This window comes from Hyphomonas sp. TMED31 (genome assembly GCF_002172815.1).
In the GTDB taxonomy this organism is placed as follows: Bacteria; Pseudomonadota; Alphaproteobacteria; order Caulobacterales; family Hyphomonadaceae; genus Hyphomonas; species Hyphomonas atlantica.
Window position 1 is genome coordinate 1 of sequence record NZ_NHCK01000056.1, and the last position, 24,006, is coordinate 24,006.

Annotated in this window: 16 protein-coding genes; 3 read left to right on the top strand and 13 right to left on the bottom strand. The window is 55.4% G+C overall.

Features of this window, described 5'->3' with window-relative positions; all coding sequences use genetic code 11:
* From CBB91_RS08485 to CBB91_RS08510, 6 genes are all read right to left on the bottom strand, one after another.
* On the bottom strand, nucleotides 1-641 hold a 641-nt coding region (locus CBB91_RS08485; RefSeq protein WP_273013461.1), incomplete at its 3' end, for a serine hydrolase domain-containing protein.
* A gap of 873 nt (nucleotides 642-1,514) precedes the next feature.
* Nucleotides 1,515-2,606, bottom strand: coding sequence for an alanine dehydrogenase (gene ald / locus CBB91_RS08490; RefSeq protein ID WP_273013463.1), 1,092 nt, complete (start codon nucleotides 2,604-2,606; stop codon nucleotides 1,515-1,517).
* 44 nt (nucleotides 2,607-2,650) lie between these two features.
* Nucleotides 2,651-3,964 carry a putative porin gene (locus CBB91_RS08495; protein ID WP_345906785.1) on the bottom strand — a complete coding sequence of 438 codons (1,314 nt, stop codon included), beginning with the start codon at nucleotides 3,962-3,964 and terminating at the stop codon, nucleotides 2,651-2,653.
* The gene (locus tag CBB91_RS08500; protein WP_273013467.1) at nucleotides 3,964-5,436 is read right to left on the bottom strand and encodes an NAD-dependent succinate-semialdehyde dehydrogenase; all 1,473 of its coding nucleotides are present in this window, start codon (nucleotides 5,434-5,436) and stop codon (nucleotides 3,964-3,966) included. Before CBB91_RS08500 ends, CBB91_RS08495 begins: the two co-directional genes overlap by 1 nt.
* Nucleotide 5,437: 1 nt before the next feature.
* On the bottom strand, nucleotides 5,438-6,811 hold the full coding sequence (locus tag CBB91_RS08505) for an aspartate aminotransferase family protein (protein ID WP_273013469.1): 1,374 nt from the start codon (nucleotides 6,809-6,811) through the stop codon (nucleotides 5,438-5,440).
* A gap of 120 nt (nucleotides 6,812-6,931) precedes the next feature.
* The gene (locus CBB91_RS08510) at nucleotides 6,932-7,576 is read right to left on the bottom strand and encodes an FMN-binding negative transcriptional regulator (RefSeq protein ID WP_345906786.1); all 645 of its coding nucleotides are present in this window, start codon (nucleotides 7,574-7,576) and stop codon (nucleotides 6,932-6,934) included.
* Nucleotides 7,577-7,865: 289 nt separating this feature from the next.
* On the opposite strand from CBB91_RS08510, the gene CBB91_RS08515 reads away from it, so the two are divergent.
* Entirely contained in the window at nucleotides 7,866-8,933 is a 1,068-nt protein-coding gene (locus CBB91_RS08515) for a serine hydrolase (RefSeq protein ID WP_273013491.1), read from the top strand.
* Here the strand turns inward: CBB91_RS08515 and CBB91_RS08520 are convergent.
* Both CBB91_RS08520 and CBB91_RS08525 read right to left on the bottom strand, forming a co-directional pair.
* Complete coding sequence (locus CBB91_RS08520) at nucleotides 8,930-9,916, bottom strand: LysR substrate-binding domain-containing protein (protein ID WP_273013471.1); 987 nt, start codon at nucleotides 9,914-9,916, stop codon at nucleotides 8,930-8,932. The two genes, CBB91_RS08515 and CBB91_RS08520, sit on opposite strands and share 4 nt — an antisense overlap.
* Before the next feature lie 123 nt (nucleotides 9,917-10,039).
* Nucleotides 10,040-11,119 carry a PepSY-associated TM helix domain-containing protein gene (locus tag CBB91_RS08525; protein ID WP_273013473.1) on the bottom strand — a complete coding sequence of 360 codons (1,080 nt, stop codon included), beginning with the start codon at nucleotides 11,117-11,119 and terminating at the stop codon, nucleotides 10,040-10,042.
* Nucleotides 11,120-11,360: 241 nt separating this feature from the next.
* On the opposite strand from CBB91_RS08525, the gene CBB91_RS08530 reads away from it, so the two are divergent.
* Both CBB91_RS08530 and CBB91_RS08535 read left to right on the top strand, forming a co-directional pair.
* Nucleotides 11,361-14,621 (top strand): amidohydrolase family protein, encoded by a 3,261-nt coding sequence (locus CBB91_RS08530; protein ID WP_273013475.1) that lies wholly within the window; start codon nucleotides 11,361-11,363, stop codon nucleotides 14,619-14,621.
* Nucleotides 14,622-14,659: 38 nt separating this feature from the next.
* Nucleotides 14,660-16,099 carry a peptide MFS transporter gene (locus CBB91_RS08535; protein WP_273013477.1) on the top strand — a complete coding sequence of 480 codons (1,440 nt, stop codon included), beginning with the start codon at nucleotides 14,660-14,662 and terminating at the stop codon, nucleotides 16,097-16,099.
* A 1,098-nt stretch (nucleotides 16,100-17,197) separates the two neighbouring features.
* Here CBB91_RS08535 and CBB91_RS08540 read toward each other — a convergent pair.
* The 5 genes from CBB91_RS08540 to CBB91_RS08560 all read right to left on the bottom strand — a co-directional run.
* Nucleotides 17,198-19,333, bottom strand: a complete 2,136-nt coding sequence (locus CBB91_RS08540) for a TonB-dependent receptor (RefSeq protein ID WP_273013479.1) — start codon at nucleotides 19,331-19,333, stop codon at nucleotides 17,198-17,200.
* Nucleotides 19,334-19,519: 186 nt separating this feature from the next.
* Nucleotides 19,520-20,761, bottom strand: a complete 1,242-nt coding sequence (locus CBB91_RS08545) for a CaiB/BaiF CoA-transferase family protein (RefSeq protein WP_273013481.1) — start codon at nucleotides 20,759-20,761, stop codon at nucleotides 19,520-19,522.
* Between the two features lies 1 nt (nucleotide 20,762).
* Nucleotides 20,763-21,941, bottom strand: coding sequence for an acyl-CoA dehydrogenase (locus CBB91_RS08550; RefSeq protein ID WP_273013483.1), 1,179 nt, complete (start codon nucleotides 21,939-21,941; stop codon nucleotides 20,763-20,765).
* Between the two features lie 35 nt (nucleotides 21,942-21,976).
* On the bottom strand, nucleotides 21,977-23,422 hold the full coding sequence (locus CBB91_RS08555) for a P1 family peptidase (protein WP_273013485.1): 1,446 nt from the start codon (nucleotides 23,420-23,422) through the stop codon (nucleotides 21,977-21,979).
* 89 nt (nucleotides 23,423-23,511) lie between these two features.
* Nucleotides 23,512-24,006, bottom strand: a 495-nt coding sequence (locus CBB91_RS08560; RefSeq protein WP_273013487.1) for a formylglycine-generating enzyme family protein, incomplete at its 5' end; no start/stop codon positions are given.

Here is a 24,006-nt window from a genome sequence, read left to right on the forward strand (position 1 = left end):
AGCTGGCTCATATAGCTTACCAGAGCAGGGAGACCGTCACTCGATTCATGCGTTCCAAATTTTGCGACATCTGAATTCGGATCGTCGTAGTCTTCATTCCATGCGACCCCCGATGTCATGGTCAACAATTGCTCTACAGTGACATCATCATAAGCGGACCCCTTGAGGCCGCCGATATAGTTGGAAACCGGGTCATTCAGGCTTTGAATGTATCCGTCATGGATAGCGGCGCCGACCAGAGTGGACGTAATGGATTTGGCCACAGAGTGGCTGGTCCAGCGGCCGGAGTCCGTGAAGCCCAGATTGTATTTCTCGTAACGAACTTTTCCGTCGTGCAGAATTACGACAGCTGAGTGACGTTGTTCTTCTACATAGGCGTCGATGTCAAAATCGAGATTGAGGGGGGCTCCCGTCTCCAGTGCGCGGACTGATGATCCTGCCTCGATTGGCCTCGCCTTCACAAGGAAGGGGAGCCGATCCAGCATGCGGAAAGCTGCATCGCGCTGGTCTACGGTCCAGAACAGCATGTTCTTGTCTGTTGGCAGATTTGTGGCCAGACGCCGCCAATCCGAACCAATCATCCACCAGCCAATGACACCTGCGATGATCAGTGCCCCCGCGCCCATCCACACTTTCTTCATCGATACCGTCCTCTGTTTCAATCTGCTTATAGTGCGGCACAAGAAATTTGTTTGGAAAGAGGACAATAGCGCATCGAATGGTGTCCGTCAGGCACCAGAGAGGGCAANNGACGNTCCGGCAGTGTAGCCGNTCAGTTTGTGTAGGAGAGTGAGATTCCGGCCGAAACGCCTTGGTGTTCNAACGAAACGATTTCGCCTTGCCTGATACTCGCTGAAAACGTTTCCCGGTTTGCGGCATCAATGGATGCGTGNACGCCGAACTCCCAATTGTCTGCAACAGCGCGGCTGCTTGATACTTCGATCCCTGCATAGGAGCGGTTCGGGGAACCATCTCCTATCGAGACCATTCCCGCGCGGCCTCGCAAATTCGTCGTCCAGGCTCCCATTTCAATGGAGGGGCCTGCTGACACTTCAAATCCTTTATCACTGGTGTGGGCATCATAGAACGCTGAAAGGTTTGGAGATAAGGTGCCAACAATATCTATCGATAGTGCCAACTCCAGTGTCGAACCGTCCTCACTGCCTGGATAAGTGAGCCAGTTTGCGGANAGGTCTGCCGAGAAGGTGTCTTCTTCGACGATGACGCCGATCGAATAGTCGGTTTCAGATGCGAAGGCACCTGCTGTGGGGCCAATAGGNTCGATGCGGTAAATGGACGTGTAGACCGCGCCGAATGCGGTGGACTGCTCCAGTCCCAGCAGAAGCTCAAGCGTTTCTGCACTGAGTTGTTCGCCGCGGTCATGAAGAGAGGAGGACATGCGCGCTTCACCGAANACCGAGCGGGATTGCGCTTCANCNGCGGGGGCGACGCTNGTTGCTATTGCTGCGGCAGTCAATGCAGATCGCATGTCCAGTGTTCCTTCATATAGTGTGTCAGATTTTCCCGGTCATCGCTGCGACGATTTCGGGATGAACAATTTTTCCGTCTGCCACATTTACACCGCCCGCAAGGTGAGGGTCAGATGCAACTGCTTCCGCTGTACCTTTGTTGGCAAGTGCCATCGCAAACGGCAGTGTGGCATTGGACAGGGCGATGGTTGATGTGCGCGCGACCGCGGCTGGCATATTCGTCACACAGTAGTGAATGACACCACCAATTTCATAAACCGGATCATCATGGGTTGTGGGGCGACTGGTTTCGAAACAGCCGCCTTGGTCGATGGCGATGTCGACAACAACCGAACCGGGTTTCATCATGGCAATTTGTTCTGCTGAAACCACTTTCGGGGCTTCGGAGCCTGGAAGCAGCACCGCGCCGACCACGAGGTCTGCAGTCTGCAGAGCTGTCTCAATCGCCGCAGAGGTTGAATAGAGGCAGCGGGCGCGGCCACCAAAGATGATGTCGAGTTCGCGGAGCCGATCGAGCGAGCGATCCAGAATTGTGACATTCGCTCCGAGGCCGACGGCCATTTCAGCCGCGTTCCGCCCGGCAACTCCGCCACCAATGACAAGAACATTGCCGGGTGCAACACCAGTGACGCCCCCAAGAAGAGTCCCGGAGCCGCCATTCGAGATTTCGAGATACTTGGCGCCGGCTTGGATGGACAATCTACCGGCCACTTCGCTCATCGGAGTAAGGAGAGGCAAACGACCAAACCGGTCAGTCACGGTCTCATATGCGATACAAGTTGCACCAGACTTCAGAAGGCCCAGCGTTTGTTCCGGGTCCGGAGCGAGGTGAAGATAGGTGAACAGCGTGTGGCGAGGCTCCAGACGGGCAATCTCGACCGGCTGTGGCTCCTTGACCTTGATGATCATGTCAGAGTTTTCGAACAACTCGTCAGCAGACGCAGAAATTGTGCAGCCGACGGATTCGTATATCTCATCGGAAAATCCGACCGTCGCACCAGCACCTGTTTCAACAAAGACTGAATGTCCTGAACGGATGAGTTCCTGAGCGCCTTGCGGGGTCAGCCCCACACGGTATTCGCGGTTCTTGAGTTCTTTCGGGGTACCAATACGCAATTCAACTATCCTTTGAAGTAACAGCCGGTTGATAAAAAAGCAGGTTAGAAGCGGGCGATCAGATTCAGGCGCAGGCGTTGCTGCCAATCTTCTGTCGACAGTGGGAGCAGTTCTATGTCTTTGACGCGGAATGCATAAAACGCTGCATCCAGGGTAAGGTGATCGTTCAGAACGTAAGAGGCGGTCACCGCGTGCTGAAGATAGNTGCTGCCATATGATATGTTGTCTTGAGCAAACGCCGCGAAGACTGCATCGGCCTCCGCCTGATGATATCCATAACTGAAGCGGTAGTCACCGGTTTCAGCAGATTGGCCAAGCGCCGCTGANACATTATAGCCCGTGTCGAAGTCGTCAGCTCCGATATTCTGAACATAATCGGCCTGGAGTTGAAGAGGCCAACGATCTCCAAGGCCGTCATATGTAANCGAGGCGATCAGATTGAGCAGGTCAAAGTCAGAGACATAGGCTCCAGCGCCGTCGAGCCTGTTGGTGCGCGTGTCGCCTGTGTTCGCCGTATCAGTGGCCTCGATCTCGTAATCATAGTAGCCGGTCGCCAGGCCCATGCTCCAGCCCGCACCAAACTGTTGGTCAAGGGTCAATTGNAGNCCTGATGCCGTACTGTCAGCAGCCGCNACGGATCTTTCNATCGGNAAGAANAGNGCGCGGCCTGTGATGGTGCTGGTCTCNGTATCAACGAAATCATATTGGCCGNCNANCCCTTGTGGNTTCACATCGCCGTCCCAGACAAGGTCNGTGCGGCGAAAGGGGTTCGAGAACTTGCCGCCAGTNAGCGTAAGAGCGCCATAGACTTTNCGNGCGTAGATCTGGTCCAGGCTGACCTGCAAATCATCGTTGAAATTGGAAAGAGATACGTCTGCGGAGTTTGGATCATCCGGATCGCCGGTGACGAGCCTGGCGCCGAATTCGAGTGTTGGGTTNGCTGTATAGATTGCTGCTACACGCCCTCGCGCCACACCGCGAGAGTCCGTGCGGGCGTCGCCATCGGACGTGTTGTACTCGTAACGGAGCCGAAGGTCTCCATTGATGCTTAGTTTGGAGGTGCCTTGCTGAGCAGGCTTGAGCAGGAGATTGTTTGGGGCGGTAGCGGGATTAGCCATTGGCTGGATGACTGGCGATACATCGTGTGGCCGCGATTGAGCGATTTGGGCTTCCAGCCTGGCCAGTCGTGCATCTTGTTCCCGAATTATCTCCTGAAGTTCAGCAATGATCGCGGCTGTGTCNTCGTCACNCAGTGNTTCNCTGGATGCCGGNAAGTATCCCGNGANAATNAGCGTAGTCAGAGNNANAGACGCCCATCTCAGATTTTGCGCGGAGAAAGACACGGGAGGCCGGATCATCAGATCCCTCCCATNGCGACATATTTGATTTCCAGATANTCGTCGAGACCGTAGCGGGAGCCCTCTCGGCCTACACCTGACTCCTTGATGCCGCCGAACGGTGTGGAGTCGCCGGAAATTGCCACATCATTGAGGCCAATCATCCCGGCTTCCAATTGCTCAGACACGCGCCAGGCGCGTGAATAGTCCCGAGTCCAGAAATAGGAAGCCAAGCCGTAGGGCGTGTCGTTTGCCAAGGCGATGGCTTCTGCATCCGTATCAAAAGTGAATACAGGTGCGACCGGACCGAATATNTCTGTGTGGGCGATATCCATATCACCGGACACGCCAGTCAGGATGGTAGGCGGAAAAAANGTNCCGTCNCTATCNGGCAGCCGGNGCGTCGCGCGCTTNGCGCCTTTCGCTAGCGCGTCGTCCACCAAGGCCGCCACCTTGTTCTTGGCAGCCGAGTTGATCATCGGGCCCATTGCGCAAGAAGAATCGAATCCATCGGTCACATTCATGGCATCGGCAGCCGNGANGAATTTGGACAGGAACTCGTCCNGAATTGCCGTATGCAGAAGAATTCGGTTNGCGCAAATGCAAGTTTGCCCGGCGTTGCGAAACTTGGCAACCATGGCGCCGGCGACAGCGGCATCNATATCGGCGTCTTCGAACACGATGAAGGGCGCGTTTCCTCCAAGCTCCAGAGACAGGCGTTTCATGGTGTCGGCGCTCTGCCGCATCAGCANCTTGCCCACACGCGTTGATCCCGTGAAAGAGACTTTCCGAACAAGTGGGTGACTCGTCAGCACGTTTGCAACCGGTGCTGGGTCTTTTGACGGGATGACCTGAAAGACCCCTTCCGGGAAGCCCGCGTCTCGTGCGAGACACTCCAGCGCCAGAGCGGACAGAGGCGTTTCATCNGAGGGCTTCAGGATTATNACGCAGCCTGCTGCCAGAGCCGGNGCGGCCTTGCGCGTAATCATTCCACTNGGGAAGTTCCAGGGTGTGATCGCGCCGACGATACCAATCGGCTGTTTAAGGACGACTTGCCTGCGATTAGAGGCGCTGGTCGGAATGACATCGCCATAGGCGCGTTTGGCTTCTTCGGCNAACCAGTCGATATAGCCCGCATTGAAGGTGATCTCACGGCGCGCCTCAGCNAGNGGTTTCCCCTGTTCGAGAGTTAGGATTTCCCCTAACTCCCGTTCGTTAGACAGGATCAGGTCATGCCANCGGCGAAGAATTTCTCCGCGTTCNTTCGCCGTNCGGGATGCCCAATCTNGTTGAGCCTGCCGCGCGTATTCNACGGCCAGTTCGGTCTCTGCTGCACCAAGATCCGGCAGCTGGGCGACAATAGAACCGTCNGCCGGGTTGAGCACATCGAATGTGTTCTCGACTGGTTCAAGCCGNGTCTCATGCAGAATGCGTTTCAGCAGAGCGTTGGAGGAAACAGTCTGTGGCAAGGGAGGTGCGAGATCGACCGACATGTCAGGAAATTCCGAACTGAGCAGATGTTTCGGCCAAGCCTTCTGATGCCATACGGATCATATCATCAATCTGTTCGCGAGAGATCGTGAGAGGTGGACAGATCACCATCGACTGACCAACCGCGCGCATGATCAGACCCTTGTCGAGGCAAGCATCGCGGCAAATNTTGGCGGCGTTGTCTTCGGCCGTAAACGGTTCGCGNGCTTCCTGAGACTTCACGAGTTGCAGGCCGGCAATCAAGCCTGTGCCGCGGACTTCGCCAATAATCTTGTGTTTTGCAGCAAGTTCCTGCAGGCGCTCGTGCAAGTAAGGGCCAACGTCTTCCTTGACACGCTCAACAAGGCCTTCACGCTCAATGATGTTGATGTTCGCATGCGCAACTGCGCAGGAGACCGGATGCCCGGAATAAGTATAGCCGTGCGAGATCGGGCCGCCTTCGTTGAGGGTTTCAAAAATCTCGTCGCTGAAGGCCACAGCCGAAATAGGGAGGTATCCTGAGGACATACCCTTCGCCATCGGCATGATGTCAGGCTGTACGCCATAATACTGACATCCGAACCATTCGCCCAGGCGCCCAAAGCCACAGATGACTTCGTCACATACAAGCAGGATGTCATGCTTGCGGCAGATGCGCTGAATCTCGGGCCAGTAGGTCGATGGTGGATCGATGACGCCGCCCGCACCCTGGATAGGTTCTCCGATGAAGGCGGCGATGTTGTCCGCACCGACCTCAAGGATCTTGTCTTCAAGCGCTTGTGCTGCGCGCAGTCCGAACTCCTCCGGGGTCATATTCCCTCCGTGAGCATACCAGTGGGGCTCCATGATATGCTCAAAGCCGGGAAGCGTGGATGAGCCCATGTCATGCATGTGCTTCATGCCGCCGAGGCTCGTCGCTGCCAGTGTGCTGCCATGATAGCCGAGGTTTCGACCGATGAAGGCGTATTTCTTCGGCTTTCCGCGAACGTGCCAGTAGTGGCGAGCCATGCGGATTACTGTGTCGTTTGCTTCAGACCCGGAATTCGCAAAGAAGAAATGGTTCAGATTGCCAGGCGCAACTTCAGANAGCTTTTGGGCCAGTTCGATCTGGCTCGGCGTGGAGCTCTGAAAGAAGGAGTTGTAGAACGGCAGTTGTTCCATTTGCTGGGTGGCAACATCGACAAGTTCCTGACGACCATAGCCGACATTCACGCACCATAGACCGGCCATGCCATCCAGGATGCGATTGTTGTCACTGTCTGTCACATAGCAGCCGTCAGCGCTNGTAATGACACGCACACCGCGTTCGGNCAGTGATTTCGGATCACAAAATGGATGGATGTGATGCGAGGCATCGAGTGCCTGCCACTGTGCCGTGTTTCGTTGTACGATCGCCATTGCGCGTCCCTTTCATGTCTTTGATCACATGTTGGATCGCCACCCGATTTGGGAGAAGATGACTAAANCGATGGGCCCGGTGCGGTTTCAGCACCGAGGGGTGGAAACATCACCATCTGGTTAGTTCGCTAGAAGATCACGCATGTATCTCGCGATCTCCAGATCCGCGACTTTCCCACGTGCTTCCAATGCGTCTGCAACGCGCGTCTGATCGCCCACGGGATGCGTCTGGCTTAATTTGGTCACGGCATCCATTTGGCTGATCGCAATACGGAATGATCTGATATGGGGCAGGAGGGTTTCGACCTTGCCGTCTGGAGCGTGCTCCATCATCCAGTTGGAGCTGGAGTCTGTCTCGCTGCGGCGAATGGTTGTTCGCATGATGCTGAGTTGTTCGTCGTCATCATCAACAGGGGTCAACACACCGCGAACCTGCGCAGCTATGTAGTTCCACGTCGGTACGGTCGGGCGTTCCTCATACCAGCTGGCAGAGATATAGGCGTTCGGTCCGGTGAAGATGGCGAGCGCCGGTTGCCCCTTGGCCAACGTTCCTGCGTGNGGGTTATGNCTCGCNANNTGNCCGACGAGTTGCGTGGNGCCATCAGGCTGCACATCAAGATACATNGGCACCGCTGTCGCNTAAGGAAATCCCTCATGACTGGTGACCAATTGGCCGAATGGGAATCTGTCGATGATCGAAACAGGGTCGTCTGACCGATAGGCTTTGGGAATATACATGTTCCACGAAGAAGATTCATTCGGCATTCTGGTCTCGCTCCTTATTGATTTGTCCTACCACCTTTCCTGTCATGAACGCACGATGTGAGGCGCGAAATGCCTCTCCACTGGTGCGGGCAGGGCACCGGAGCGCAACTCCTTGGCAACTGAGCCTCGCGCAGAGGACCTGTAAGGTTTTTTGCAGACTGACCGCGTGGCAATTGCACTCGGTATGCCAGCAGGGAGAAATTTTGTGACGCAATCCTATGATCAACAATCACCTGAGTTGGGTGACATCGTTTCGGCATATGCTGGCCAGTTGATGCCGGATGTCCAGATGAGGACGTTTGCCCGAACACACGAAATTTTTCCAACGCGGATCATNAAATCNGGCGGNACGCCAAGTGAACTGCCACGGACGGCGAACACCCTGACGGATCTGGCTATCCCGACAAATGGCGACACCTANGATCTGTTTGATTATGTGTCCCGGAATCGCCTCGTTGGCTTGCTTGCNCTCAAGGATGGCCAAATCGTTCATGAATATCATGAGAGCGGATTTGACGCNGACACGCGCTGGATGTCGATGTCGATGGCCAAGTCCGTTTCNACGACATTGGTCGGTACTGCCATCAAGGATGGCTACATCGACAGTGTGGACGACCAGCTTGTNAAATACATGCCGGAACTGTCTGGGAGTGGCTATGATGGCGTTTCCATCCGGCACCTGCTTCAAATGACGTCTGGCGTGAAATGGGATGATACCCATACGACGCCCGGTTCNGAGCGCCGCGTCATGCTGGACTTGCAGGTGGCCCAGCAGCCAGGTGCAATTATGGATCTCATGGCGTCNTTGCCACGTATCGCTGAGCCAGGNCAGGTCTGGAACTACAGNACGGGTGAAACCCATGTTGTCGGTGCGTTGGTCAAAGCAGCGACAGGGAAGTGGCTGGCAGATTATTGTTCGGAAAAAATGTGGTCGCGACTTGGCATGGATTCAGATGCCGCATGGTGGCTTGAAGCGCCTGATGGCCTGGAAGTGGCCGGAAGTGGAATCTGCGCGACATTGCACGACTATGCGCGCCTTGGCCTGTTCGCATTGAACAACGGTGTCATCGATGGCGAATCTGTTGTGCCTGACAATTGGTTCGTCGAAGCGACGGAACCGCGCATGGCGGGCGACGCGCCGCTGAACTATGGTTACATGTGGTGGCCAGTGCCAAGCCGAGATGGGGATTTTTCGGAAGGCGCGTATAGCGCCCGCGGCATATTCGGGCAGTACATCTACATCAACCCAACCCGGAACATTGTTCTGACGGTCCTCAGCTGCCGGTCAAAGCCGAAGTTCGCTGAAGCGATTCTGGACAATGATTTCTTCAACGCGGCTGCGGATGCACTGGGCTAGAGCACTGGTTTGAATTCCGGTGTGTCCTTGGCGATCGTATTGGCCAGCCACTGNCTGAACTTTCGCAGGCTCGGCTCGTTCCACCGATCGTGCCGCGCGATAAGCACGTAATCTCCGCGTCTGGGCGGGAAGGCAGGATTGTCCTTTCCGATCCANACCAGATCACCTCTCGCGAGATGCTTTTCGGAAAGNANTGGGTTCGTCAGGGCAATTCCGCGNCCATGCCGAGACGCATCTGCTGTCAGATTGCCNTGCCACAGGCGCGGGCCTTTGAGCCCGNTGCCGCAATCGACCCCAAGAGATTCCAGCCATATCTTCCAGGTTTCCGTCGTGTTCTCGTGCAAGAGCTGATGCTCGAGCAGGTCTTCAGGCGTTTCAATTGGGGGAGATTTCTCCAGATATTCCGGACTCGCCACAGGAATGATCGGAGATTGTGCAACTACCTGGCTTCTCAGATGGGGTGGAAGCTCACCAAGATCTTCATAAGATGCCCAATAGCGGATGTCTGCAGTTGCCTCATGAGACAGAAAATCCGGAGCGCTAACAGATGGCTTGAGTTCGATCTCAACCCCTTGATTTGCGCGCTCCAGNGACGCNAGGCGACGCGACAACCATTGCTGTGCGAATCCGGGTGTACTCCAGATAAGCAGTTGGTGATGAATGCCCTGGTTCAATACATCCAGCGTCGCATGCGCGACCATATCCAGNGCGGCGGCGATGGATTTGTGATAATCCTTCCCCGCTTCGGTCAGGATCAGACCGGTAGGGGCGCGTTCAACGAGAGTGATTCCGACCCATTCCTCGAGCGTTCTCAAATGCCGGCTGAGGACCGCATGGTCCCGGTCGAGCCATTTGGCGGCTTTGCGTACACCTCCCAGACGCGCAATGGCGTCAAATGCCCTCAAGCCCTCGAATGGCGGTAGAGCTTTGCGCTGAGGTGGCTGTTGCCCTGGAGCGGGTAGGTCGCCCTTGCGGTCGGCCATGAATGCTTCCTTGTTGTTACGCTTCTCATTCGCAATTGACGGCGGTCGTTGGGATGAAGTCAAGTTTTCTGGTGAGTCCAGTTGGGCTGCTGATGCATCGCGCCCGAATTCAGAGCTGATCATTTAGGTGTCTCCCTGCACAGACTTCGATTGACGCTGTCGACGTCGCGCCAGCCAAAGCTGAATTCCGAGAGTGATCATCACAAGTAGCCAGATGCCGGTCGCGAAATTGAGGAGCCTGCCCGGCAATCCTCCGATCTGACCTGTGTGAAGTGGATATAAAGCTTCAGTAATTCGTTCATTGGCGGCGCTGTTGGCCGCATCGTGCTCGAGCAGAACTTTGCCATCCAAGCCTACGAAAACGCGCGTTGCACCGTAAAGCCGGGGCATCTCTCCGGGCGCATTGACGCGTATCCGATACCACGGCCGATTTTCGGAGGGGAGGGAAATGGCAGTCAGCGTAGAGCCGGGATATTGCTCCAGGGCCGTATCAAGCACGTGTTCGAGAGGGACATGAGGTGTTTGGACGGGGGCGGTGATCGCCGGTGCGTTTTGTGTCACGCCCAGCCAGTTCGCGATCACATCTGCCTGTGCGAGCGCAGTTCCCGACAGAATGACGACAGAAGCTGGTAACGCGCCCCAAAACCCGACTCGCCAATGCCATCCAGAGAGACTGGCTGGTTTTGGTGCATTCGGCGCTTGGGCAAACGCTGTGAGGCGCTTTCGCCTTGACCATCCGATGGTGAGGCCCATCGCGATGTTTGACACCAACAGCAGGCCGGAAATGGTAAGGAAGGTATAGCCCACCGATCCAAGCAGGAGCGTTTTGTGGAATTGGGTAGCCGTTTCGAAAACGGCGCCGTCAGAGAACAGGTTGGAATCCGAGCGGTCACGAACCCTGTTGCCGACGCCATCTATCCGAACCGTGCGGCTCTCTCCATCGCGCTCAAGATACGCATCATACTGGCCATCACGCCCGCCTGAAAACCAGACTGAAGAAATGTCGTCCCCATTTGCGAGCATGTCGTCAATTGTCGCCGCGATTGCGGCGTTGTCGGTTTTTGTCGCTTTTTGTCCTAACAGGAAATCGTCAATGTCGGCTCGAAACGCAATCATCAGGCCGGATGCTGCCTGCAAAATCCATACGGTCAGAAAGACCAGACTTAGCCATTTGTGAATGAGTCGAAGTTTCGAGAGTTGCATGCGACCTCCAGCCGTCGGCGGCGAATTGCCTTTGGTCAGTATGGCAAACAGGTTTTGACATCCGACAGATGCGAAGCGTGAGCGAGGTGGTGCGGAAAAGACACCTAGTAGTGCATCCTAGGCCCCTTCGCCAATGCTGGCGGCACGTGGTCAAGTTACAGGTGCGGAAAAGCCTACAAGACACATACAGGATCTCGCATCCTGTCGACATGATGGGTCGCACTCTAATGGGGAGCAGGAATTGAGAAAGTTTTCGTCACTCGCCTTCGGCATGTTTGGACTGGCGCTGAGTACAGGGTGTATCTCGAGCGCCCAGGAATGGGACGTGACGGATACCGGGGAACCCTATCGTGAGGTGGCGCTGACGCTCGATGAAGGCACGTGGATAAGCGTAGCTGTGCACCCCTCTGGCAAAACCATTCTCTTCGACGTGCTCGGCGACATTTACTCCATGCCTGCAGAAGGTGGAGAGGCGCGCCTCGTATTGGGTGGCTCCGCAATCCAGCACTCTCCCGTCATCAGTCCAGATGGTCGCCGGGTCGCCTATATAAGTGATGTAGATGGCACAGATAATATCTGGACGGCCGATCTCGACGGCGGCAACCGGGTTCAGGTGTCGTTTGAGCAAACACAGGCTGTCGTCGATCCGGCCTGGAGTGCAGACGGCAAATCTATCGCCGCGGCNCGCATGTTCGATACCGCTGACAAGCTGCATGCGTCCGAACTGGTGGCATACCCGTCCGGCGGCGGTTCGGCTGAAATTGTCGTCGAGATGCCTGCGAATGGCGAAAACGTACACGATGCGGAATACTCACCAGACGGCNATTATCTCTACTATGTGGAGAAGGTTACTCCACCGCATGCTTCGGCCATATATGTCGACGCGAACCACAAGAATTTCGCGATTCAAAGACTTGAGTTGAACAGTAGTCAGATTGAAACCGTTGTTGGAGGCTTTGGCGGCGCGCTGGCGCCTTCGATTTCTCCCGATGGAAGCAAGATGGCTTTCGTGCGGCGCGTCAAAGAGCAGACCATGCTCTTTGTCTACGATTTCGAAACCCGAGAGCAGGTTCCCGTATTCGATGAACTTGATCGCGACGGCCAAGCAGATTTCCTGGGACAGGGAGCATACTATCCGCGTTTCTCCTGGTTTCCTGACGGACAATCAATTGCCATTTGGAGCGGAGGAAAAATCAAGCGGATATTCCTCCAAGATGGCCGGGCCGAGGAAATATCCTTCTCCCTTACAGCGCATCACAGGCTGACAGAGTCCGTCCGGTTTTCACAGGATCTGGCGCCCGAAGAGTTCCGGGTCAAAGCAATCTCCAGGCTTGCGCTGTCGCCCGATGGTGACACGCTCATGTTTGGCGCGCTTGGACGCACTTGGCAGCAATCAGTTTCTTCTGGAGGAGAGCCTCATCAGCTCTCACCGACCAAAGCATCGCAATCGGATGCCAGNTTTTCTCCGGATGGTTCAAAAACGGCATACATAGAATGGAATGATGTGAAGGGTGGGGAGCTCAAACTCAAATCTGATGGTGAGCCGCCGGTTACGCTTTTCCAGTCCATCGGCATTGTTCGCGAACCAGTCTTTTCGCCCGATGGCTCCAAGATCCTNTTCCAGATTGCGTCAGGTGATGATTGTCTCGGCGGTTATCGCGCTGATCCGGGAATTTATTGGATGTCGACAGAAGGCGGGGCGGAGGTTCCGCTTGGNATCGCGGGCGCAAATCCACGCTTCTCGCCAGATGGATCCCGCGTCTACTTCACGACAGCCGGATATGAAGATGGNACGCTGATCACAACATTGGAAAGCATCGCGTTCGCAGGCGGTGACCATCGTATTCATTTGAGAACCCAGGATTCGGACACGAGCGAATTGAAGCTCAGCCCAGACCTCAAGTGGATCGCCTACAGGCATTACCAGACTTACCATATCGCCCCGTTTGATCCTGATGAGACAGAATTAACCCTGAACGCTGAAGAGGGCGTCCAGATAGAGCAGGCGGGTGGATACGAACTCATTTGGGATCATGATTCCAGCGGCGTTTACTGGGCCTTGGGACCGGACGTTTATCATGCAGCCATCGCTTCCGAAGTGAATGAGCCAGAACTGTTCGCACAAGTGAACTTGCATGTGCCGGCCGACCGCCCCGTCGGAATGACAGCATTGGTAGGCGGTCGCATCATCACGCTGCACGATGCCGGCATTATCGAGCGTGGAACAATCATCACGGACGGCAATCGCATTTCGGCGGTCGGTCCAGCCGACGAAATCCAGATTCCAGCCGGCGCACACATTGTTGATGTAGGGGGTAAAACCCTTATGCCGGGTTTGGTAGATATGCATGGGCATTTGGATACGTGTTACTACGCATCTGCCGGCCTTTTGCCGCAACAGCAGGCCTCTCGCTATGCGGCGCTGTCCTTCGGGGTGACCACGAACTACGACCCGTATACGTCTGAATTGCCAACCTACACTGCGTCAGAAATGACCCTTGCAGGCGACATGACAGGGCCACGCAATATCGCAGTCGGAAGCGTCATATACGGCCGGAAGCGGAAGTATGATCCGGTGTTCATCCCGATCGATTCTTATGAGGACGCGAAAGTGATCATGGATCGAAAGCTGTCCCTGGGCGGAACAGTGATCAAGAGTTATCGCCAGATCCAACGCCAGCAAAGGCAGATGCTGAACAAGGCCGGTCGAGAAAAAGGGATCATGGTGGATGTTGAGGGCGAGAGCCATTTCTTCAATGGGATAACGGCCATTCTCGACGGCAACATGAATTTGCAACACAATGTGCCTGTCGAGACGCTGTATGATGACTTCATACAGCTCATGGCCGCGTCGGATGTCGCACATACGCCGACATTGATTGTTCTGTTTGGTGAGCTGATGGGAGAAAATTATCTCTTCACCTCATCTCGCTTGTGGAATGATCCGCGCGTCGAGACCTATGTCCAGACCACGACAAGCTCTTACAGCCCCCTGGCCGTGCCCGTCGGCGCCCCCCCTTATGTTCGGGGCATGACCGGATTGCAGGCCGCTGAAGAGATTTGGGATATCGGGTTCAGGGCGTCTGCGCGCTCGATGAAGGAACTCAATGATGCGGGCGGGCTGGTGAATGCCGGTTCGCATGGCCAGGTCTATGGGCTGGCCATGCATTGGGAGCTTCAGCTTCTCGCCGAAGGCGGGATGAGCAATCTGGATGTATTGAAAGCTGGTACCATAAATGGCGCGAAGACTTTGGGCCTTGAGGAACAAATCGGATCGCTACGTGTCGGAAAGCTCGCTGACATCATTGTTCTGGATGAAAACCCGCTCACGGATATTCGCAATACGGAGTCAGTTTCCATGACCATGGTGAACGGACGCCTTTATGATTCTTACAGCATGAATGAAGTTGGAAACTACGATCGTCCTCGAATGCCCTTCTATTGGGAAGAGAATGATGTGCCCAACCACATCCAGTGGAAACCCGCTTGGGGCCATCATTGAGCCCGGATAGATCGCGCCAAATGAAGAGAGAAAAGAGTATGAGTGACACGCACGACACCGGCGAAGTGACTGGTGCAGGAACTGCGCGCGGAGTGGATGGTGGAGACACGGTGTTTTTCGGCCACCCAAAAGGACTGGCTTACATCGTCTTCACCGAAGCCTGGGAACGCTTTTCGTTCTACGGAATGCAGGCACTGCTCATCCTCTATATGGCGACTTATCTGTTCCTGCCGGAAAACTCGGGGAATGTTGCAGCATTTGAGCCCTTCCGGGGCGTGTTTGAAGCGGTCTTCGGTCCACTCAGTGTCCAGGCGCTCGCCTCTCAGGTGTTCGGAGCTTATGTGGGGCTCGTCTATTTCGCGCCGGTGCTTGGCGGACTAATCGGCGACCGATTGCTGGGGCGGACAAAGGCGGTGCTTCTTGGTGCGTTGCTTATGGCACTCGGTCATTTCCTGATGGCATTTGAAGCGAGCTTTCTGTTGGCATTGGCAACGCTGATACTCGGATCAGGCCTGCTGAAAGGCAACTTGGCGGCTCAAGTTGGCGGATTGTACGACAAGTCCGACAAGCGCAGGGATTCCGGTTACTCGATCTATGTGTTCAGCATCAATGTTGGAGCATTTATTGCCCCCCTCGTGTGCGGAACCTTGGGAGAAGTTTATGGCTGGCACTATGGCTTTGGTGCGGCCGGCATCGGCATGATGATTGGACTGGCGGTGTACCTTTCCGGATTGTCCTATCTGCCCGTCGATACAGTTCAGAAAAGCGAAGATCGCCCGCGCCTCCAAAAAGGTGATGGCATTGTCATTTTATCGATCCTGCTGATGCTTGCGCTGACATCCCTGTATTGGACTGCGCAAAGCCAGGTTTGGAATGCTTATCCGCTCTGGCTGCGAACCGATGTGGACCGGAACATTTTTGGTCTGGATGTGCCGGTAACGTGGTTCCAGTCTCTTGATTCATTGGCCGTCTTGCTCCTGGCGCCACTGGTGCTGTGGTATTGGCGATCTCAGTCTCGCCGGAATGCTGAACCGGGCGACCTTGTGAAGCTCGCCCTCGGTTGTGCAGTGTTCGCATCTGCGTTCGTGTTGCTGGGATTTGGTGACTTGATGTCCGGAGATGGGGCTGTGTCGTTGTTGTGGCCGACCATCTTCCATTTCGTCTGCGCAATCGGGTTCTTGTATGTTGGCCCAATCGCTCTGGCTCTTACTTCGCGAGCAGCGCCGGAATCCGTCAATTCAATGATGGTGGGATCGTACTACCTAGCGATCTTTGTGGGAGGTCTGTTCAGTGGCTGGTTGGCGCGCTTCTACGAAACAATGTCCGCGTCGGGATTTTGGCTCATGCACGCCGCGATTGTGGGTGCAGCGGCTGTCCTGATCATCGCGCTTCGGCCTGTGCTGTCCCGTGCAATGCGATTGGAAGACCCAACCCCTGAACCAAGCGATGCTCTGTCCGCAGAACAGGAGAGTATTTGATGACGACCCATTTGTTGAGCGCCGTTTCAGTTGCGGCCTTGATTGCAATGACAGCCTGCGTCGCGCCAGAACGTATTGAGGAGGAATCCAGCGCCAACATAAATGTGTGCGCAGATCCAACTCATGAAGGCGCTTGTGACTATCTTGGTTTTGATGGTCTTCAGAGCGCGGTAGATGCTGCACCGCCTGGAGCAGTGATCAGCATGCAATCTGGATCCTACGCGCCTGGCAGCTACAGAGATGTTCCGTTTCAGGACTTGGCGGTACGTGGAGCGCTTGTGATCGATGGGAAAAACCTCACCCTGCGGGCAAGTCCTGGGGCTGTTCTCCAAGGACGCAAGGAGTTTCCCGTAAGCGCAATTGTTGTTCGAGATTCCGACGTCACAATCTCAGGACTTGCGATCTCTGATTTCTTCTATGGAGAGCCAGAGGATGATATCTACGACGGCCATGGAATCTTCACCATCGATAGTCAGGTATCTCTGCAAGGTGTTCGAATATCAGGCATCGAGAAGATGGCGGTTACAGGCAGGGAAGCTGGTCACGTATCGGCAAGTGNNTTGNTAATNGAAAACTCTCACCTTGGCATATGGCTGGAAGAGACAGCTCATNTTCAGATGAAGAACAGNCGAATTGTGGGAAGCGAGTCTGCGGGTGTTGCCGCCTATGGAGACGCGACCGCAACGGTCGTGGANAGNGTGATTGATGGCAATCAGGACGATGGTCTCTATACAGANAATCGTGCTCANATCGTGACAATGCGTTCAGATATCTTGANNAACTCCCCATTCGGCGCGCGCGCGGCAGACGAAAGCACGATTGTTATCTGCGAAAGTAATATGGCCGGAAATGAGGATGACACAGGTGTCGAAGGCGAGGGGNCGGTTCTNATTAACGCCGTCGAGGAATGNCGAGTTTGATCTGATGCCTCGCCCTTGTCGGCAATCAGACCGGAAGCCGCTCCATCTTGATGATGGGGCGGTTNTCTTTTGNGCAAACAAAAGACCCGGNCGATAGTTTCGCCCGGGTCAGTCTATGTCTTGTTGCCTGTTGATAACCGGAGTGTCCGGTTATCAACGATTGTGCAGTTTACGCGTACTAGAAATTGTACGCAGCGCTNACGCCAANCACCCGNGGACGTGTGCGGTTNGCATTNGCCCANGCCTGATAGGGGTCNATCGACTTGTTCTCGTCTGTNAGGTTNGTNGCGAAGACTTCCAGNTCGAACTGNCCAACCTGTACGCCNGCACGNNCATTNAGCAGGTTCAGNGCATCNGANCTNTGNGGCANNGCNGACTCANANAAGCTGGAACGGTCGATATAGGTGACCTTGTCACGGTGGTTGAAGTCGACCCGTACAAATGCCGGGTGATCCGGTGTGATGTCAAAGTCGTAATTCACGCCGAGCGTGTAGCTCAATTCCGGCGTGTAGTCGGTCGGATCGCCCACCTGGTTTACTTCGTCGGTATCGGCAGTTTCGACGATCTCACTATCGAGATACGCGGCATTGGCCGAAAGCGTCAAACCGGACATAGGCTGGTACGCGACGCCAGCTTCTACGCCTTTGACCTCAACNTTACCAATNTTGCTGGACTCNCCCAGNAANGCTCCATTCACTTCNGTCAGTCGACGGCGTACCATGTCTTTGTANTCGGTGAAGAAGACAGCGACATCGTATTGAAGGTTACTTGTGCTTCCCTTCGTACCGATTTCATAGGTCAGGATGTTTTCAGGACCGTAGGGATCGAACGGCGCAGAGTTGAATCCACCGCTCCNGAAACCAGAACCNGCGCTGGCATAGATAGTTGCGTCCGGATTGTACTCATAGGTCATGTACACGCGCGGATCGACCGATTGGAATGTGTCCGAAAGCTCCGTGCCGGTNCCNGGTGCGTATTCAATGAGGCTGGTTTGCTCGTCATGGAAGTAGCGAAGGCCAGCACCAAGCGTNAGCCTGTCTGTCAGATCATANGCGCCATCTGCGAACAGGGAATAGGATTCCGACGTTGAGGCAGAATAGTAGTAGAGGTCGTCGTACAGCACTCCGCCACCTTCATACAGATCGCCGCCGGGCGCATAAGCATATTCGTAGTCGGCCGTCAGCGAACGTTCGCCATCGCTGTAGTAAGCGCCAATCGTCCAGGCAAAGTTTTCACCTGCATCAGCAAGGCGCAGTTCCTGAGAGAACTGTTCGGCCTTTACGAAGCGATCATCATTACCTTCAACAAATCCGTAGGAGTAGTTACCTTCACGCGCGATGTAGGTGAATGGGTATTGGTGGTCGTGATCGATTTGGGTNGTTGAGGACGTTAATTCCGCAAAGCCAAAGTCGTAGGTAAGTTCGAGATTGTAGATATCGAAATCGAANTTCTTGGGGATCATGACCTTGCTGCGGTCTGGCCCCACATCAACCGTGCGATCTGGTTCTTCATAACCCATACCCAGCTCGGTTTCAGCGCGCTGGATCTGCACCATNGCCTTGGCGGTGAAGTTTTCTGTTGGAACCCAGAGGACTTTACCGCGTGCGTTCAGCAGCTCAGTGCCGTTACCATCCTCGATGCCGGCTTCAGGTTGATCAATCCAGCCGCCGCCACTTTCGAGACCAAGAGCGAGACGAACTGCCAGTTTGTCTTCAACGATCGGCGCATTGACGACAAGNTCAGCCTTCTGGCCAACTTCACCTTCTGAAACAGTGTAGAGCTCGCCTTTGACTTTTCCTTCGACTTTGTCGAGGACCGGATCAGCTGTGATGAAGCGAATGACCCCGCCTGCGGCGCCCTGTCCGTAGAGTGTGCCTTGTGGACCTTTCAGAACTTCGACGCGCTCCAGATCAAGCGCCACCGGGCTCAACTGATCATAGCCGCTCAATGATAGAGGGGCTTCGTCCATATACATTCCGACAAGTGCACCGGAACCGGATTGGTTCGCCAGACCACGGACAAAAATCGTGTAGCTGCCCGGACCATCTTCCCTCATGGTCAGACCAGGTACGTTGAATGACAGGTCTTGCACACTCTCGATGCCCAGCTTGTCCAATTCGTCACCAGAAATGGACTCAATAGCCATCGGCACATCGATCAGGCGCTGTTCCCGTTTTTGAGCCGTTACCATAATCGCGGACTGTACCAGTTCGGTATCTTCCGTTGTCGGCTCGGTTGTCTGGGCCCCCGCAGTCGCTGCATGCATCAGAGCGATGACAGCGCTGCCTGTTGTCCAAAGATATTTACGTTTCATGTCTTCTCCCGCTCGCTTTTGCTACATTAGAGGGAAGTAAGACGGACAAACAGAATATTGGGCAGATGCCAAAATTGAGACACATGGTGCGAATTGCGCACCTGCCAGTGCGGTCGTTGTGCGTACGTCTTACAAATGGGTTTCGACAGTCTTGCGAAACCCAGTCAGACAGGGGAGTCTCGCTGATTAGTCTGTTTCGGACGGGGTGTTGATCACACCATCGGTGCCGAGTGCGCTCAGTGCTTCATCTGAGTATCCAAGTAAAGTCTTGAGTACATCTTGGGTATGTTCGCCTAAAATTGGTGCAGCCGATACATACTCCGCCGGAGTGCGACTGAGGCGCGCTGGAAAGGCGACGCCCGACACNTCGCCCAGACTGGAGTGCGGTAGCGTAATCCGAGTATTGCGTGCNTGTATATGAGGGTCTGCAAATACGTCACCGACTCTATTCACAGGACCTACAGGAGCCTTGCATCCGTCCAGAGTGTCTAGCCAGTAAGATGTCGTCGCGGTCTGCAATGTGTTGTGCAGAATGTCGGTGAGAACCGTGCGATTTTGCACGCGATTGGCGTTCGACCGGAAGCGGGGATCCTTGGATAGCTCTGAGAGGCCGAGGCGGNTGCAGAGATCTTCAAACTGGTCGTCATTGCCAACCGCCAGCACGATGTGTCCGTCGCCGGTTTTAAACACATCGTAGGGTGCGATGCTGGGGTGTGCGTTCCCCATACGTGACGGGCTCTGGCCCGTGGCAAGGAAGCCTTGGGACTGGTTGGCCAGGGCAGCGACAAGGCTATCCAGAAGCGAGATGTCGATTGCTTGCCCTTCGCCGGTTTTGTCACGATGCCGTAGCGCCGCCTGAACGGCGTTGGCGGCGTACAGACCGGTAAGGATATCGACGAGTGCCACCCCGACCTTCATCGGGCCGGCCCCCGGTTCTCCGTCTGGAACGCCCGTAATGCTCATCAAGCCGCCCATTGCCTGAATCAACAGATCGTAACCCGGCTGGCTCGCATATGGGCCTGTCTGTCCGAAGCCGGTAATTGAACAATAGATCAACCCGGGATTCTCGGCGCAGAGCGTTTCAGCATCGAGGCCATATTTGGCGAGGCTTCCCGTCTTGAAATTCTCGATCAGAACGTCGCTGGTCTTTGCCAGTTGCCGGATGATATTCTGGCCTTCCACTCGTGTGATATCCACGCACACTGATTTCTTGTTGCGGTTTGCGCTCAAGAAGTAGGAAGCTTCGCGNNTGNTTGGGTCTGATCCATACTGGAATGGAGGGCTCCAGCTGCGTGTGTCGTCGCCGCGACTAGGGCGCTCAATCTTTATGATTTCAGCCCCGAGGTCACCCAAGAGCTGTGTGGCCCAGGGGCCTGCCAGCACACGGCTGAGATCCAACACACGAAGACCCGCGAGTGCCTGTGCCATATCAGTTGAAAGCCGCGATACCGGTTTGAGCCCGCCCNAGAATGAGGGCGTGCACGTCGTGAGTGCCTTCATAGGTATTCACGGCTTCCAGATTGCACATGTGCCGCATGATGTGGAACTCATCCGAAACACCGTTGCCACCATGCATGTCGCGCGATGTCCGGGCGATCTCCAGCGCCTTCCCAGCACTATTGCGCTTGATCAGCGAAATCATTTCCGGCGTTGCCTGATGAGTATCCAGCAGGCGGCCCACCTTCAGACAGGCTTGCAAACCAATAGAAATTTCAGTCTGCATGTCAGCTAGTTTGCGTTGNATCAGCTGGTTCGCGGCGAGCGGGCGGCCAAACTGCTTTCGATCCAGCGTGTAGTCGCGCGCAGCGGTCCAACAGGTGCGAGCCGCGCCGAGTGCGCCCCAGGCAATTCCGAAACGTGCCTTGTTCAAGCAGCCAAACGGGCCTGACAGTCCACGGGCGTTCGGGAGCAGGTTTTCTTCAGGGACGAACACATCGTCCATGACAATTTCACCGGTGATGGATGCGCGCAGCGCGAGCTTACCTTTGATTTCGGGCGTCGACAGGCCACTCATGCCGCGTTCAAGCACAAACCCGCGAATGACTCCGTCGAGTTTCGCCCAGACCACCATGACATCGGCGATCGGGCTGTTCGTGATCCACATCTTTGCACCGTTCAGGCGGTATCCGCCATCCGTCTTTACCGCCCGCGTGGCCATATTGCCGGGGTCCGAACCGTGGTCGGGTTCAGTCAGGCCGAAACAGCCAACGAGATCACCTGACACAAGACCAGGCAGCCAGCGTTGGCGTTGTTGTTCGTCGCCATAGGCATGAATAGGGTGGATGACGAGCGAGGATTGAACGCTCAAGGCAGATCGGTAGCCTGAATCAACAGCTTCAACTTCGTGCGAGACCAAACCATAGGCTACGTGGCTGACCGCCGCGCCGCCATACTCTTCCGGCAGGGTTGGCCCAAGCAGACCGAGCGCGCCCATTTCCCGCATGATTTCGCGATCAAAATGACCTGACCGATTGGCTTCCACAATTCCAGGCAGAAGGCGTTTGTCGGCAAAATCTGCAGCGGTCTTTTGCACAAACCGTTCTTCCTCAGTCAGATCGGAAGCGAGCGAAAGGGCGTCGGCCCAGTTGAAGGCAGAGTGCTTGGTCATTTTGCTGTCCTGATATTTATGAGTGTCTTGAGCGTCTAATCAGCCGAAACGCGGTATCCGGTCTGCTGCCAGCGGCCTGGATTGATTATGATCTCGTCACCCGCAAACTGAATGCTGAACGGGTAGCGGCCACGCTCGACAGTGAATGTGTCTCGGGTGGCGGCCAAGAGGGGACGGGGAGTGCCCTTTTTGACCTGAAAGACATCACGCTCTCCCGTTGCAGATGCGACGAGCGCGCCATTCTCCACGCTAACCGTTAATTCAGCCAGATGGCTGAAGCGATAGGTTCCGGCGTACTTTTCCAGCGTGCGGGCTGGGAGAACAAGTTCCGGATCTGGGTCTGGCTGAGTTACCTGATGCGCAGGCACTGCGGCGAGGATGGCATCCCACATCAGTTCAGACGCGGCGACGCCGATCTCCATGCTCGGGATGGTTTCGCCGGGGCCGGTCTCCACCTCATTCGTCGACACAGCGTAGAGTACATCACCGTCAAATTCGCTTGCGAAAGGTTGAATACCTCGCGCCATCGATGTGTGTACCTGAACAGCAAGTCGTTGCAGCTCGGCTGGCGTCATTGAGCGGTTGGTAACGACAACGCTGATCGTTGTGTTCTTTCGCTCAGCGCCTGGTGACTCCTCGTCGCCATTCCAGCCGGGCTGCACGCTATCTGGTGCCGCCCGCATCAGATCTGTCGCTTTCAGGTTTTCCGGCCAGTTGCTTCCCTTGTGACAAGCGACGACATTACCTTCACGGTCGGTCACCGTGCCAAGAGCGTTGACGACGGTGAATACCGCAATCTTCACATCACCAATCTGGCGGAACGCGCTGCCTTGTCCGGAGCGTGCGTTGCAGCCGAAAATGCCGCCATTCATGGCAGAACGACCTGCGCCATAGGCGCCATTTGGAAATACGCCCGGTTCTGCAGCCCTCAATGCCAGTTGGGCAAGACGTTTGTCGGGATAGATTTCGTTGAGGCGCCGACCGCCGAAATCGTAGATGATGGAACCGACAACGAGGCCCACATTGTCCCAGCGACCGCCACGATACTTGTCATCGAGCAACGCAGTATTGGCAGCTGTCACCGCTTCCAGACCATACCAAGAGCCACCAGACAGGACGATGGCGTCGAGTTCGGGCTGATTGTATCCTAGTTCCAGATATTTGGCGTTGACGGTGCCTGGTCCACCGCCGCGAGAATCGACGGCAGCGTTCACTTTTTTTCCAAATTTCAGAACCGTCAGGCCTGTTGGCCCATCTTCGTACTGGCCCGTTCCAATCTCCAGCATCGGCCAATCGAAGGTCAGCGCCGTCTCGCTGTCAAAGCCATCATTTATCAGGGCTGGAAGTTCGTCCTGACCGACGGGCGGCATATCTGCCAGCGCTGATTGAGGAAGGGTCGCGCAAGCCGTCATAAGTGTCGCTGCCAATGCCATTCCAATCGCGGGAACGGGGTTACATTTCAGCTTGGTACGGTTGGTCATAATCTTGTTCCTCGATTCTGGAGGCCAGCATACGTGAAAGCAGCTTTGCCGACATAGATGCGATATATTGATGTGCTGGTGCGCTCAGGTCACCGTTGCGGTTCGCGAACGTCGTGGGCCAACCGGAAGCCGACAGTGAAATATCCCTGATCCTTAGGTCCGGGCAGTCGATATCTCGGTGACAGATAGTCGCCAGCATCGCCGTAGGAGCCGCCACGAATTGAGCGTTTGTCCGGCGTGTCGCATTCTGTGCGTGCGGAGCCATCGACAGGCGCGCCCACATAGTTGTCTTGATGACAGTCAGCTTGCCACTCCCAGACGTTTCCTCGCATGTCGTGGATGCCGAACTTGTCGGAAGGAAAACTGCCGACGGGGGCGGTTTCAATCCAGACATCCCGTCCTTCCGCTTTGCCGCCGCAGCAGTCAACCAACCCGATATTTGCTTCGTCGTGCCCGACGACGCCGTCATCGCCTTCAATGTCGCCAAATGTCGCCACGTATTCCCATTCTGCTTCCGACGGTAGGCGATACGCTTCCCCGGTTTGTTGCGTCAGCCAGGATGCGTATGCTTGTGTATCTTCCCA

Excerpts from the sequence above, each read along its gene's own strand:
- CBB91_RS08535 (WP_273013477.1), top strand. The coding sequence starts at position 14,660 with ATGAGTGACACGCACGACACCGGCGAAGTGACTGGTGCAGGAACTGCG.
- CBB91_RS08525 (WP_273013473.1), bottom strand. The coding sequence starts at position 11,119 with ATGCAACTCTCGAAACTTCGACTCATTCACAAATGGCTAAGTCTGGTC.
- CBB91_RS08555 (WP_273013485.1), bottom strand. The coding sequence starts at position 23,422 with ATGACCAACCGTACCAAGCTGAAATGTAACCCCGTTCCCGCGATTGGA.